This window comes from Stenotrophomonas chelatiphaga, from assembly GCF_001431535.1.
Lineage (GTDB): Bacteria > Pseudomonadota > Gammaproteobacteria > Xanthomonadales > Xanthomonadaceae > Stenotrophomonas > Stenotrophomonas chelatiphaga.
This window is the reverse complement of record NZ_LDJK01000049.1, coordinates 15,599-29,612: the sequence shown is the minus strand read 5'-3', so window position 1 is coordinate 29,612 and position 14,014 is coordinate 15,599. Positions and strand designations below refer to the sequence as shown.

Genomic DNA, 14,014 nt, shown 5'->3' with positions numbered 1-14,014 from the left:
CCGACCCCACGGTGCCCCGCCGCCTGCCCGTTCTCGCGGCTTTCGGACGCGCCGTAGTACCCGCCTTGTCTCCGGCTCACATAGCGCGGCGCTACACTTGCGCCATGCATGCCTTCCTGCAACACCCTGCAACCGGCACCGAAGCGCCCCGCTTCCTGCGCCTGACCCTGCTGCCGGACCTGTTCGGTGGTTGGGAACTGCTGCGCGAAACAGGTCGCATCGGCGGCCGGTCGCAGCTTCGCCGCGAGCTGTACCTGGAGCAGGATGAGGCCCGCGCGGCATTCGACAAGGCACGCGATGCAGAACTGCATCGCGGCTTCGCGCTCGTCGAAGGCAGCACCTGATCGCACCTCCCCCGCACCGCGCCCACGTCCCACCCGCACAAGGAACACCCTTACGTGACCAGTCCCCTCCGCAATGATCGCCTGCTGCGCGCCCTGCGCCGCGAACCGGTGGACCACACGCCCGTCTGGCTGATGCGCCAGGCCGGCCGTTACCTGCCGGAATACCGCGCCACGCGCGCCAAGGCCGGCAGCTTCCTGGCCATGGCGAAGAATCCGGAGATCGCCTGCGAGGTCACCCTGCAGCCGCTGCGCCGCTTCCCGCTGGACGCGGCGATCCTGTTCTCCGACATCCTGACCATTCCCGATGCGATGGGCCTGGAGCTGTACTTCGTCGAGGGCGAAGGTCCCAAGTTCCGCCATCCGGTCCGCGATACCGCGGCCATCGCCCGGCTGGCGGTGCCGGACATGGAACAGGAACTGCGCTATGTGATGGACGCGGTGCGGGTGATCCGCCGCGAACTGGATGGCCAGGTGCCGCTGATCGGTTTTTCCGGCAGCCCGTGGACGCTCGCCTGCTACATGGTGGAAGGCGGCGGCAGCAAGGATTTCGCGCGCATCAAGGCGATGGCGCTGAACCACCCGCAGGAACTGCACCGGCTGCTGGAGGTGGTGACCGATGCGGTGATCGCCTACCTCGGCGCGCAGCGCGCGGCCGGCGCGCAGGCGCTGCAGGTGTTCGACACCTGGGGCGGCGTCCTGTCGCCGGCGATGTACCGCGAGTTCTCGCTGCGCTACCTGCAGCGGATTTCCGCCGAACTCGAACGCGGCCAGGGCAGCGAGCGCACGCCGTTGATCCTGTTCGGCAAGGGCACCGGCCTGCATCTGGAAGCCCTGTCGCACACCGGCGCCGACGCGCTCGGCCTGGACTGGACGCTGGACCTGGACGAGGCCGTGCGGCGTACCGGCGGACGGGTCGCACTGCAGGGCAACCTGGATCCGACCACCCTGTATGCCAGCCCCGAAGCGATCACCGCGGCGGCCGGGCGGGTGCTGGACACCTACGCGGCCGGCAACGGCGGTTCGCGCGAAGGCCACGTGTTCAACCTCGGCCATGGCATGTCGCCGGACATGGACCCGGCCAGCGTGCAGGTGCTGGTGGACGCCGTGCACCGGCTCAGCGCGCGCTGACGCTTTTCCCTACATGGCGGCATGGCGTGCGTTGATCGCGCCATGACCGCCATTGGGTGATGATGTCGCCTCCCGGTCGTGCGGATCCAAGCCCGATGACGTCAAGCTACGCCTCCATCCGTCCCCTGCTGTGGCTGGTGTCGCTGGCGATCTTCATGCAGATGCTGGATTCCACCATCGTCAACACCGCGCTGCCGGCGATGGCGCGCAGCCTGGGCGAAAGCCCGCTGCAGATGCAGTCGGTGGTCTTCAGCTACGCCCTGGCGGTGGCCACGTTCATTCCGGCATCGGGCTGGATCGCCGACCGTTTCGGCACCCGGCGCACCTTCCTGGTCGCGATCATCCTGTTCACCCTCGGGTCACTGGCCTGCGCACTGGCGCAGAGCCTGCACCAGCTGGTGGCCGCGCGCGTGCTGCAGGGCATCGGCGGGGCCATGCTGCTGCCGGTCGGGCGATTGGCGGTGATGCGCTCGGTGCCGCGCGAAGACTTCCTGCGGGCGATGAGCTTCATCGCCATCCCGGCGCTGATCGGCCCGTTGATCGGTCCCACGCTGGGCGGCTGGCTGGTGGAGGTGGCGTCCTGGCACTGGGTATTCCTGATCAACCTGCCGATCGGGGTGATCGGCTACCTGGTGGCGATGAGGGTGATGCCCGACCACTACGCCGCGCATCGCAGCCGCTTCGACCTGCGCGGCTATGTGATGCTGGCCTTCGGCATGGTGGTGCTGTCGCTGGCGCTGGATGGCATCTCCGGAATGGGCACCCCGCATGCGCTGGTGATGCTGATGACGGTGGCCGGGCTGGCCGCGCTGGTGGGCTACTGGCTGCACGCGGCCAACTCCACCGCGCCGCTGTTTTCGCTCGCCCTGTTCCGCGTGCCCAGCTACCGCATCGGCATCCTCGGCAACCTGTTCTCGCGCATCGGCAGCAGCGCCATGCCGCTGCTCATTCCTCTGCTGCTGCAGGTCGGCATGGGCATGAGCCCGATGAACGCTGGCCTGATGATGATCCCGGTGGCCGCCGCCGGCATGGTTTCCAAGCGACTGGCGGTGAAGCTGGTGGAACGCTTCGGCTACCGGCGCGTGCTGATGACCAATACCGTGCTGGTGGGCCTGGCCATGGCCAGCTTCGCGCTGATGTCGCCGGACCAGCCGCTGGGCTGGCGACTGCTGCAGCTGGCGCTGTTCGGGGCGGTCAATTCGCTGCAGTTCACCGTGATGAACACCGTGACCCTGCGCGACCTGGACGTCGGCTTCGCCAGCTCCGGCAACAGCCTGCTGTCGATGGTGATGATGCTGGCGGCAGGCTTCGGCGCCGCCGCCGCCGGCAGCCTGCTGGCGGCCTTCGCGCCGCTGGAATCACACGGCGCCACCGCGGCCCTGCATGCCACGTTCCTGTGCGTGGGCGCGATCACGCTGACCTCCACGCTGATCTTCTGGCAGCTGCCCGACACCGGCCCGGACCCGAAGCAGATCGAGGAAGTCGCCGAATAGCGCAGCTGCCGACCGCGATCGACACCGTGCCCGGCGCTACCGGGACATCGCCCGGGCGATCGCCTCGGCCAGCAGGTCGCCGGTCACCGGCTTGCGCAGGAAGCCCTGCATGTCCGCAGCGCCGACACGCTCGGCTAGGTCGGCATCGGTGCGCGCGGTCACCGCCAGCAAGGGCAGCACATGGCCCTGGTTGCGCAGGTGCAGGGCCAGGTCGAAGCCACTCAGGCCGGGCAGGTCCAGGTCGAGCAGCCCGATGTCGAAGCGTTCACCGGCCATCTCGCGCAGGGCGGCCAGCGCGTGCTCGGCATGCACCACCTCGTGCCCGCGCGCGCGCAGCAGCCCGCCGACCACCTCGGCGACGGTCGGATCGTCTTCCACCAGCAGGATGCGCAGCGGGAGCGCCGGCGCCGGGCGCAGCTGCGTGGCGGGCGCACCGCTGACATCCAGCGCGTGCAGCGGCAGCGGCAGGTCGACGCGGAACCGCGTGCCGCGGCCCAACTGGCTTTCCACGCTGATGTCGCCGCCCATCGCCAACGCCAGCTCGCGGCTGATCGCCAGCCCCAGCCCACTGCCGCCGTACTGGGCCGCGGTACGCGCCCCCTCGGCCTGTTCGAAGCGCCGGAACAGGCGTTTCTGCAGTTCGTGGCTGATGCCGGGCCCGGTGTCGGCGACCTCGAAGCAGAGTCCGCTGGACGGGTTTTCGGCACGCGCCAGCAGGGTGATGGAGCCGCGCTGTGTGAACTTCACCGCATTGCCGAGCAGGTTCAGCAGGATCTGCCGCACCCGCAGCGGATCCCCTTCGGCGGCCAGGCCCGGATCCAGCTCGTTGTACAACGTGAACTGCACCGCTTTCTGCCGCGCCAGCGGCGCGGTCAGCGCCTGCACTTCGGCAAGCAGCGCGTGCAGGTCGATGCTCTGCGACTGAAGTTCCAACCGGCCCGATTCGATCCGCGCCAGGTCCAGCGCATCGTTGACCAGCAGCAGCAAGTGCTCGCCCGCGCTTCGGATCGATTCGGCCTGGCTGCGCTGGCGCGTGTCCAGCGGCGATGACAGCAGCAGTTCGGTCATGCCCAGCACGCCGGTCATCGGCGTGCGCACCTCGTGCCCCAGATTGGCCAGGAAGCGGGTCTTGGCGGCCGATGCCTGCTCGGCCACTTCCTGCTTGTGCACGGCCATCTGGTAGTCATGCCGCCGGTGCAGCCGCCGCCGGTACAACCAGGCAAAACCGCTCAGCAGCAGCAGCGACGCCGCGGCCAGCACCAGCACGCCGGTAACGCTGCGCCACCACGGTGGCAGCACCTGGAATTCAAGCGTCTGCACCCGCGACCAGACGTGGTCGGCAGAGCGTGCCTGCACTTCCAGTGCGTAACGGCCCGGCGGCAGCGCCGAGAACACCCGCTCCCCGCCTGCCCCGCCATCCACCCAGTCCGGGTCGTAGCCCGCCAGCCGGAAGCGATAGACATTCGAGGCCGCATCACTGAAGGACAGCAGCCGCGCCACGATGTGCAGGTCACGGTCACCGTCTTCGATGGTCACGGCTACATCGTGGGTCAGCTCGACCACCTTGTCACCGCGACTGACCTCGACCCGCTCGATCACCAGCGGCGCCTGCCGCGTGGGCGGCCCCACCTTCAGCGGATCGAACACCACCAGCCCGGCCGGCGTGCCTGCCAGCAGCTGTCCACCGGCCGCGGTGACCAGCGTGTTTTCACGGAACTCCTGGCTGGGCAGGCCGTCATGCACCCCATAGAGCCGCACGCTTGGTGCGCGCGGGTCCACCCGCAGCATGCCGCGCGGGCTGCTGGCCCAGACGATGCCGTCGGCACCCACCGCCAGCCCGTTGGCGGCCAGCGCCGGATAGCCCTGCACCGCGCCGATCGCGCGGTGCCGCTGCAGCGCATTGCCGTTCCACCGATGCTGCACCAGGCGACCATCCTGCGACAGCCAGACCTGGTCGTCGGCTGCCAGCACCATCGCATGCACCGCCCCGGAAGGACCGCCATCGACCTGCACGAAGCGCGCCCCCTGCGCATCCCATTCCTGCACGCCGGCGCTGCTGGTCAGCCAGGGCAGGCCGCGCGGACCGCATTCCAGGCTGGTCGCGAGCTGGCCCGACTGCAGTCCACCCTGCCCAAGCGGTACGTCATGCAGCAGGTGCCCGTCCAGGTCACGCGCCTGCACGCCGGGCGGCGACATCGTCCAGACCTGGTCGCCGCACACGGCGATGTCCTGGACGTTGCCCTCCATCACCGCATCCCGGCCGACCCCGGTGCCCCAACGCAGCAGTTGGCGACTGGCCGGGTCGTAGCGCAGCAGCGCATCCATCGATCCGATCCAGACCCGCCCGCGGGCATCCTCGGCGACTGACAACAACCAATGGTTGCCGTTGACCCAGGTCAGGTGCTGCTGCACTTTCCCGGTGGCCGGGTCCAGCTTGTCCAGCGCGCCGTGGCCGCCCACCGTCCACACGCCCCCATCGCGCGATGCCGCGGTACCCAGCACGAAGGCATTGCGCAGTGATGAAGGCTCGTCTTCCAGCCGGGCGAGCACCGAGAACTGCCACCAGCGCGGCAGCAGGTGCCACAGCCCGGCATTGGTGCTGGCCAGCCAGATGCCGCCTTCGCGATCCTGGAACGCGCCGCTCCAGTTCGGGCGTACCCGCCCCCGCGCGAGCGCGCTGTACAGCGGCACCTGCTGGTAATGCCCTTCCACACCCCGGCCCAGTCCGGAACGGGTGTCCAGCCAGTAGCCGCCCTGTTCGTCATGCAGCATCACGCCGAGCACCTGGTCCCCGGACGGTACCGGCCAGGGCGCCGGTTCGAAGCGCCCGTCGGCACGCCGCACGATGACACTGCCGAGCGTGTTGATCCACAGGCTGCCATCGGCGTCGGCGGTCATTCCGTTGATCACCGCATCGGCGGGCAGCGCATCCGGCATGCGCTCGAAATCGCTGCCGGTCCAGCGCGCCAGTCCGCGCTTGGTGCCGACCCACAGCGTGCCATCGGGCAGCGTGGCAAGGAACGGTACGCTGTTGGACGGCAGGCTGCGCTGGTTGCCCGGCTCGGGCAGGAAGCGCTGCAACCGGTCCTGCGCATCCAGACGGTACAGGCCGCCCTCATAGGTGCCGAACCAGATCGCACCATCGGGGGTGGAGGCGACACTCCATACCGTGTTGCTGGCCAGCAGCGGCTGGCTGGCGCGGTCATAGAAACGCATCTGCCGGCGGTCGGCGGACAGCCGCACCAGCCCGGCGTTTTCCGTGCCGATCCACAACTGGTTGCGCGCGTCGACCAGCACCGTCCAGATGCGGTTGTCACGCAGGCCATCCTCAGCGCGCCAGATGCGATAGCTGCGCCCGTCGAAGCGCGCCAGCCCGTCGTTGGTGGCGATCCAGAGGTAGCCCAGGCGATCTTCGGCCATCCGGTTGACGGTGTTGGAAGGCAGCCCATCGAACACGGTCAGCTGGCGTGGCGTGGGCGGCACCGGCTGCGCCAGCACGTGCGCTGGCACGCACAGCAGCCAGGCCGACAGCAACAACGCGATTACGTTCCCACGCCCCATCACCCTTGCCATCTCCGCATTGCCGTCCCTCACCTGCCAGACCGCGCGTTCAACGCAGCGGTGGATGCGACAGCACATCGCCGTCCCGGCATGGTAAACCGAAGCCCTGCCCTTCGTGCGGGGTGCGCCGCGGGCAATGCGCTGCCACGGCAGGTTTCACGGCCATGGACGGCGCTGGCGCGCGCGCGCGATGGCACCGACCAGCATGTCGCCGGTCACCGGCTTGCGCAGGAATCCGTCGAATCCTGCCGCCAGCACTTCCGCTTCCGCATAGGCGTCGGAACGTGCGGTCACCGCCACCAGCGGGAAGTCATGCGCCAGCGCGCGCAGTTGCCGCGCCAGGGCCAGGCCGTCCAGCGCAGGCAGGTCCAGGTCCAGCAATCCGACGTCGAAGGAGGAGGTAGTCACTTCGGCCAACGCCGCCAGCCCGTGCAGCACATGGACCACGCGGTGGCCGCGCGCCGACAGCAGGCCGACAATGACCCGGGCCACGGTCGGATCATCTTCCACCAGCAGGATCGCCAGGCCGGGCAGCTCCAGCGAAAGCGAATCGGCGCCGGGCGCAGGCGGCCCCGCCTCCTGCTGCCACGGCAGCGGCAGTTCCACCCGGAAACACGCCCCGTGGCCCGGACGGCTCTGCACGCCGATGTGCCCGCCCATGGCCACGGCGAGTTCCTGGCAGATCGCCAGCCCCAGCCCGGAGCCACCGAAGCGCGAGGCGGTGCGGGGTCCCTCGGCCTGTTCGAAGCGCTCGAACAGCCGCGCCTGCTGCTCGGCACTGATGCCCGGGCCGGTATCGATGACCTCGAAGGCGAGCCCGACCCCGCCCTCGCAGGGGTGGGCTTCCAGACGCACCGCGCCGCGTTCGGTGAACTTGATGGCGTTGCCCAACAGGTTCATCAGGATCTGCCGCACGCGCATTTCATCGCCGCTGGCCGACACGTAGCCGGGCATGCCGACCCGGCGCTGGAAGTCGAGCCCGCGCTGCCGCGCCAGGGGCTCCATCAATCCCTGTACTTCGTCCAGCAGCGCGCCGAGGTCGAACGGCCGGATGTCCAGTTCCAGCCGGCCGGCCTCGATGCGTGCCAGGTCCAGCGCATCGTTGACCAGTCGCAGCAGGTGGGTGCCGGCCTGGTGGATGGCGCCGGCGTAGCCGCGCTGCTGCTCATCCAGCGCCGAATCCAGCAACAGTTCGCTCATGCCCAGCACGCCGGTCATCGGGGTGCGCACCTCATGGCCCAGCGTGGCCAGGAAATGACTCTTGGCCTGCGATGCCTGCTCGGCCAGGTGCTGCTTGTGCAGGCTCAGCTGCCATTGCTGGCGACGCCGCAGCCGCAGCCGCACGTACCCGCCCAGTGCCGCCAGCAGCGCCACGCCGCTCACCGCATACAGCAACAGCGCAACGCCGCTGCGCCACCATGGCGGCAGCACCTGCACGTGCAGGTCCGGGGCGGCGGTCCACTCACCACCGGCGCGGCGTGCCTGGACTTCAATGCCGTAGTGGCCTGCCGGCAGCCGCGACAAAGTGCGTTCGCCGTCCACCGCCGGCACCCAGTTCAGGTCGTATCCCTCCACGCGGAAGCGGTAGGCGTTGCTCAACGGATTGGCAAAGGACAGCAGGCGTGCGTTGATCTGCAGGTCGCGATCATCCGGCCCCAGCACCACCGGGGCCCCGAGCGGCAACTCCTGCCAGCCTTCACCGTCGTCGCGGCGCACCCGCAGCGCGCCGAGCACCAGCTGCGATGGCGGCAGTGCGGCGTCCCGCACGCCGGGGTCGAACCCCACCAGGCCGGTCTGCGACACCGCCAGCACGCGCCCTGCCGCGTCCTGGGCGGGAGGACGACCGGTGAACTCGGCATCCGGCAGTCCATCGCGTTCGCTGTACAGCCGCAGTTGCCGGCTCTGCGGATCCCAGCGCATCAGACCGCGCGGACTGGTGGCCCACAGTTGCCCGTCCGCGCCAGGCACCAGGCCGCCGATTGAAACCGGAGGCACGCCTTCATTTGCCGCGACCTGCTCGCGCAGGGTCAGGCCCAGGCCATCCCAGTCATAGCGTTCGAAGGCACCCTGGCGTGCCAGCCACAGGCTGGTCGGGGTCATCCAGGCGATGTCGAAGATCGGACCACGTGACACCCCCGGCACGGCGATGAAGGTGTCGTCCTGGAAGCGCAGCACGCCCATGTCGCCGACGATCCACGGCTGGCCACGAGCGTCGAAGCGGATCTGTTCAACCGGCGCTTCACTGCGCCCGGGCAGGTCGGCGGCCAGCAGTTCCCGCAGCACGCGTCCATCACCGGCACGCTGCTGCAGGCCATGGTTCATCACCGACAACCACACCGTTCCATCCGGCGCGGCGCGCATCAGGTCGATGCGTTGGCGCAGGTCCGCGCCGCCGTGGATCAACCAGTCATGATGGGTACCCCGGCGGGGGTCGTACACCGTGATGCGCCCGGCACGCCCCAGCCACACGCTGCCGTCGGCACGTGGCAGCAGCGACCAGATGGCGCCGCTGCCGATGGTTTCATCGCTGACCAGCAGCGACAGCGTGCCTTTTCCATCCAGTCGGTACACGCCATGCGCCGCACCGATGTAGAAGCCGGTGCCATCACTGGCGGCGCTGAGCAGGTATTGGCTGTCCAGTGGCTTGCCATCCAGCTGGTACCACGTCGAAAAGCGCTTCCAGTCCGGCGGCAGATAGGCCAGGCCCTGGGTGAGCAGCGCGATCCAGATGCCGCCTTCGTGATCCTGCAGCAGGTCCAGCACGCCGCTGTGCGCGGTCAGGAAGCCACTGCCGCGGTCGCCTTCGAGCCGCCGCAGCTGCTTTTCATCGCCACGCAGCAGCCCCTCCGACCCGCCGACCCAGTAGCCACCCTGGCGATCATGCAGGACCATCGAAGAGCGCAGTGTCTCCCCTTGTGACCACTGCGGACGATGTACCCGGTCATCGGCATCGATGCCGAACATGCCCTCTGCCTGGGTCCCCACCCAGACACTGCCGCCGGCATCGCGGCTCAGCCGCAGCACCGCCGTCTCACCCAGCGTGGCCACGCCGATCCGTTCGAAGCCGGTTCCGTCCCAGCGCGCGACGCCCTGTTCCGTACCGATCCACAGGCGCCCACGTTCGTCCACCAGGCTGGAATAGATCGTATCGCTCGGGATGCTGCGCGGATTGGCCGGGTCATGGCGGAACACCTGCACGTTGCCGGTTTCGTCGCGCCGGCACAGTCCGTACGCGCTGGTGCCGATCCACAACGATTTATCGTGATCGGCCAGCGTCCAGAACTGTCCCTGGCAGGTTTCGTTGAGATCGTTGATCGACTCGAAGGCATCACGGGCCGGTCCCATGCGCACCAGGCCCACGCCGTTGATGCCCAGCCACAGCCGGTCCTGCGCATCCACCAGCAACGTTTCAATCTCGTTGCCGGGCAGGCTGCCTTCCACCTGCGGGTCATGCCGCCAGCTGCGCAGCGACACGCCGTCGTAACGCGCCAGCCCACCGTCGGTCGCGGCCCACAGGTAGCCCTGGCGATCCTGCGCCAGCGCGGTCACCATGCGCGAAGGCAGGCCTTCGGCGGTGCCCAGGCGCCGCAGCCGGGGCGTTTCTGCGGCGTCCTGCGTGGCGGCCATTGCCGGGCCGGGCAGCAGCCCGGCCAGCACGGTGCTGGCCATTGCCAGCAGCCATCCCAATGCCCGTCCATGATGCATGTGCCTGACCATCGCTTCCCCTTGGATGCCGGCGATTGTCACACAGCCTTGACGAGGCGTCCGTCGAGGCGGAGGCTGCCGCTGTCGTTGCCGACACGACCTGACAGCCAAGGCGTCATCGGCACCATGAACTGTTGCAGCCATGTGGCTGCTCGCGAAGCCGGTGCCGTGCGTATGATCGTCACGTCCCCCTGCAGGAGCCCACCGCGTGCTGCAACGTCTCACCCTCGCCTTGCTGCTGTCCGCCCTGCCCTGCATGGGGCTGGCCGCCACGCCGCTGTACCGCCTCGACCCGGTGCATACACGGGTGCTGTTCGCCATTGAACACGCCGGCTTCTCCCATGCGCTGGGCACCGTATCCGGCAGCGAGGGCGAGCTGTACTTCGATCCGTCGGACTGGGCCGCCTCGCGGCTGGACGTACGCGTGCCGATCACCCGCCTGGACCTGGGCGATGCGAAGTGGAACCAGGCCACGCTGGCGCGCAACCTGCTCGACGGCGAACGCTTCCCCGAAGCACGCTTCGTGTCTACCCGGGTGGAACCGGTCGATGACACGCACGCACGCGTCATCGGTGGGCTGACCCTGCGCGGGGTCACCCGCGAGGTAGTGCTGGAGGTGACGCTCAACGCCCTCAAGCGGCATCCGCTGCCACCGTTCCGCCGCACCGCCGGTTTTTCCGCGACGACCACCTTGAGCCGCCACGACTTCGGCCTTACCGCGTGGTCCAGCATGATCGGCGACAGCGTGCAGCTGCGTATCGAAGCGGAGGCGGTCCGCGACCGCAGCGGCGCTGGTGACGAACCGCCTGCCGCCGCGCCGGCGGCCCCCGTTGCGCCCGAACCGCCTTCCAGGAGCACGCCATGACCCGTCCCAATGCACAACGCTGGGGAGGCGTGAGCCAGTCCCTGCACTGGCTGATCGCCATCCTGATCCTGACCCTGGGGGTGGTGGGATTGACCATGGGCGAACTGCCGAAGACGCCGAAGTATTTCTGGGTGTACACCGCGCACAAATCCCTGGGCATCAGCGTGCTGGCGCTGGTGGCCCTGCGGCTGGGCTGGCGCCTGTATGCCGGTGCGCCCCCGGCGGTGCCGGGCACGCCGAGTTGGCAGGAACGCATTGCCAGTGCGACGCACGGGCTGCTGTACGTGCTGATGTTCGCCATTCCGCTGTCCGGCTGGATCTACGACTCGGCCAGTGGCCTGCGCCCGTTCCGCTGGTTCGGGCTGGTCGACGTGCCCAAGCTGGTGGCACCGGATCCGCAGACGGTCGCCATGTCGCATGCCATCCATGAGTACGGTTTCTGGCTGTTGATCGCGGTGGTGCTGGCGCATGCTGGCGCCGCGCTCTACCACCACTTTTTCCAACGCGATGCCACGCTGGTGCGCATGCTGCCGCGCGGCTGGCTCGCCTCTTCCCAGAAGGATTGATTCGATGAGCATCAAACTGAGCACCCCGTCCGCCGTCGCTGCGGCCCTGGCCGGCCTGCTGGCGGCCTCGCCGGCGATGGCCGCCGACTACGTCCAGGCGGCCGGCGCGCCGGGATCCAACCTGGCCTTCGCCACCAAGTACGACGGCGAAGTCTTCGCCGGCACCTTCCCTGGCTTCTCCACCCAGCTCAGCTTCGACCCGGCCAATCCGGCGGCGGGTTCGCTGGACGTAGCGATTCCGTTGGCCGGTGCCCGCAGCGGCAACAGTGACCGCGACTCCACCCTGCAGGGCGCGGATTTCTTCGATGTCGGCAAGTTCGCCACCGCGCGTTACACCGCCAAGGGGTTCCGCGCGCTTGGCAATGATCAGTTCGCCGCCGACGGCACGCTCGAACTGCGTGGCGTCAGCAAGCCGGTCACCCTCACCTTCACCTGGACCCCGGGCACACAGCCGGTGCTGAAGGGCAAGGCAACGGTGAAGCGGCTGGACTTCGGCGTCGGCGGTGGCGACTGGGCCGATACCAAGACGATCCCGGATGAAACCGCGATCAGCACCGTGGTGACCTTCAAGGCGAAGTGATCGACAGGCCTGGGGTGGTTGCCGGCCAGCGGCCGGCACTACCTGTCTTCTGCCAGCCAGGCCTGCACCGCTGCGGCGTCGAACGGCCAGTCCAGTTCGCGGTCCGATCCGGCATCGCGCAACACGGGGACGCGGGCACCGTAGCGCCGTTCGAGCCCCGGCTGGTCATCGATGAACAGCGAATCGAAGGCAGGAAAACGCGCCTGGGCGAGCACCGCCAGCGCCTCGTCGCACAGCTGGCAGTCGTCGCGCTGGTACAGGATGAACACAGACAGGGCTCCAGTGACCGGCTTTGCTGCGGCGCAGCCAAGGATGGGCTGCGGCAACCGCTAGAATAGCGGCTTTCCCGGTACCCGCAGCACGGCATCCATGGCAGTCAGCACGTTCGACGTCTTCAAGATCGGCATTGGCCCGAGTTCCTCGCACACCGTCGGCCCGATGAAGGCCGCCGAGCGCTTCGTGCACCGCTGGCTTCTGGACCCCGGCCGGCTGCAGGACGTGGTGCGCATCCGTGCCGACGTCTACGGGTCGCTGGCGCTGACCGGTCGCGGGCACGGCACCGACAAGGCGGTCCTGCTGGGGCTGGAAGGCCAGCGACCGAACCTGATCGACCCGGACATCATCCCGGCGACGCTGGAACGCATCCGTGCCAGCAAGCGCATCAACCTGATGGGCCAGCACGAGATCAGCTTCGACGAAAAACGCGACCTGGGCCTGAACAAGCGCCAGAAGCTGCCCTACCACACCAACGGCATGCGCTTCACCGCCTACGGCGCCAACGATGAGCTGATCGCCACGCGCGACTATTACTCGGTCGGCGGCGGCTTCGTGGTCAACCAGGATGACGCGGCGGACGACCGCATCGTGCCCGACGAGACCCCGCTGCCGTATCCGTTCAAGAGTGGCGATGAGCTGCTGGCGCAGACCGCGCGCAGCGGCCTGAGCATTGCCCAGTTGATGTTCGAGAACGAAAAATCCTGGCGCAGCGAAGACGATATCCGCGCCCAGCTGCGTGAGATCTGGGAAGCGATGCAGGCCTGCGTGGCCCGCGGCATCCGCCAGGAAGGCGTGCTGCCCGGCGGGTTGAAGGTGGGCCGCCGCGCGCCGGCGCTGCACCGCGAGCTGTCGTCCAAGCCGGAAGCCGCAATGCGCGACCCGCTGACCACGCTGGACTGGGTCAACCTGTACGCGCTGGCGGTGAACGAAGAGAACGCTGCCGGCGGCCGCGTGGTGACCGCCCCGACCAACGGCGCGGCCGGTGTGCTGCCGGCGGTACTGCACTACTTCGACCGTTTCTGCCCGGGCGCGAACGAACAGCGGATCTTCGACTTCCTGCTGACCTCGGCAGCGATCGGCATCCTGTACAAGGAAAACGCCTCGATTTCCGGTGCCGAAGTCGGCTGCCAGGGCGAGGTGGGCGTGGCCTGCTCGATGGCCGCCGGTGGCCTGGTCGCCGCGCTCGGCGGCAGCCCCAGCCAGATCGAGAATGCCGCCGAGATCGGCATGGAGCACAACCTTGGCCTGACCTGCGATCCGATCGGCGGCCTGGTGCAGATTCCCTGCATCGAACGCAACGCGATGGGCGCGGTGAAGGCGATCAATGCTTCGCGCATGGCGATGCGCGGCGATGGCAAGCACAAGGTATCGCTGGACAAGGTCATCAAGACCATGCGCGACACCGGCCGCGACATGCAGGACAAGTACAAGGAAACCAGCCGCGGCGGGCTGGCGGTCAACGTCATCGAGTGCTGAGCGCGCTGAACACCGTCGCT

At 68.7% G+C, this 14,014-nt stretch carries 10 protein-coding genes; 7 read left to right on the top strand and 3 right to left on the bottom strand.

The features are described 5' to 3' along the window. Positions 1-104: 104 nt before the first annotated feature. From ABB28_RS11275 to mdtD, 3 genes are all read left to right on the top strand, one after another. Positions 105-344, top strand: a complete 240-nt coding sequence (locus ABB28_RS11275; protein ID WP_057508720.1) for a WGR domain-containing protein — start codon at positions 105-107, stop codon at positions 342-344. A gap of 54 nt (positions 345-398) precedes the next feature. Next, positions 399-1,472: a uroporphyrinogen decarboxylase gene (gene hemE, locus ABB28_RS11270; protein ID WP_057508719.1), complete on the top strand. Its 1,074-nt coding sequence runs from the start codon at positions 399-401 to the stop codon at positions 1,470-1,472. Positions 1,473-1,567: 95 nt separating this feature from the next. Then, entirely contained in the window at positions 1,568-2,965 is a 1,398-nt protein-coding gene (gene mdtD, locus ABB28_RS11265; RefSeq protein ID WP_152983460.1) for a multidrug transporter subunit MdtD, read from the top strand. A gap of 36 nt (positions 2,966-3,001) precedes the next feature. On the opposite strand, the gene ABB28_RS11260 is transcribed toward mdtD, so the two are convergent. Beyond that, positions 3,002-6,526: a sensor histidine kinase gene (locus ABB28_RS11260; protein ID WP_083492007.1), complete on the bottom strand. Its 3,525-nt coding sequence runs from the start codon at positions 6,524-6,526 to the stop codon at positions 3,002-3,004. A 156-nt stretch (positions 6,527-6,682) separates the two neighbouring features. Beyond that, a complete protein-coding gene (locus ABB28_RS11255; protein ID WP_057508718.1) occupies positions 6,683-10,231 on the bottom strand; it encodes a hybrid sensor histidine kinase/response regulator in 3,549 nt (1,182 codons plus the stop codon). Positions 10,232-10,487: 256 nt separating this feature from the next. On the opposite strand from ABB28_RS11255, the gene ABB28_RS11250 reads away from it, so the two are divergent. The 3 genes from ABB28_RS11250 to ABB28_RS11240 are packed head-to-tail and all read left to right on the top strand — an operon-like array spanning position 10,488 to position 12,242. Continuing rightward, the gene (locus ABB28_RS11250) at positions 10,488-11,096 is read left to right on the top strand and encodes a YceI family protein (protein WP_057508735.1); all 609 of its coding nucleotides are present in this window, start codon (positions 10,488-10,490) and stop codon (positions 11,094-11,096) included. After that, entirely contained in the window at positions 11,093-11,662 is a 570-nt protein-coding gene (locus ABB28_RS11245; protein WP_057508717.1) for a cytochrome b, read from the top strand. The genes ABB28_RS11250 and ABB28_RS11245 overlap by 4 nt, the downstream gene beginning before the upstream one ends. A gap of 4 nt (positions 11,663-11,666) precedes the next feature. Beyond that, complete coding sequence (locus ABB28_RS11240) at positions 11,667-12,242, top strand: YceI family protein (RefSeq protein ID WP_057508716.1); 576 nt, start codon at positions 11,667-11,669, stop codon at positions 12,240-12,242. 38 nt (positions 12,243-12,280) lie between these two features. On the opposite strand, the gene ABB28_RS11235 is transcribed toward ABB28_RS11240, so the two are convergent. Next, the gene (locus tag ABB28_RS11235; protein ID WP_211260388.1) at positions 12,281-12,511 is read right to left on the bottom strand and encodes a glutaredoxin family protein; all 231 of its coding nucleotides are present in this window, start codon (positions 12,509-12,511) and stop codon (positions 12,281-12,283) included. A 100-nt stretch (positions 12,512-12,611) separates the two neighbouring features. Between ABB28_RS11235 and ABB28_RS11230 the strand changes: the two genes are divergently transcribed. After that, entirely contained in the window at positions 12,612-13,994 is a 1,383-nt protein-coding gene (locus ABB28_RS11230; RefSeq protein WP_057508715.1) for an L-serine ammonia-lyase, read from the top strand. The last annotated feature ends 20 nt before the right edge of the window (positions 13,995-14,014 follow it).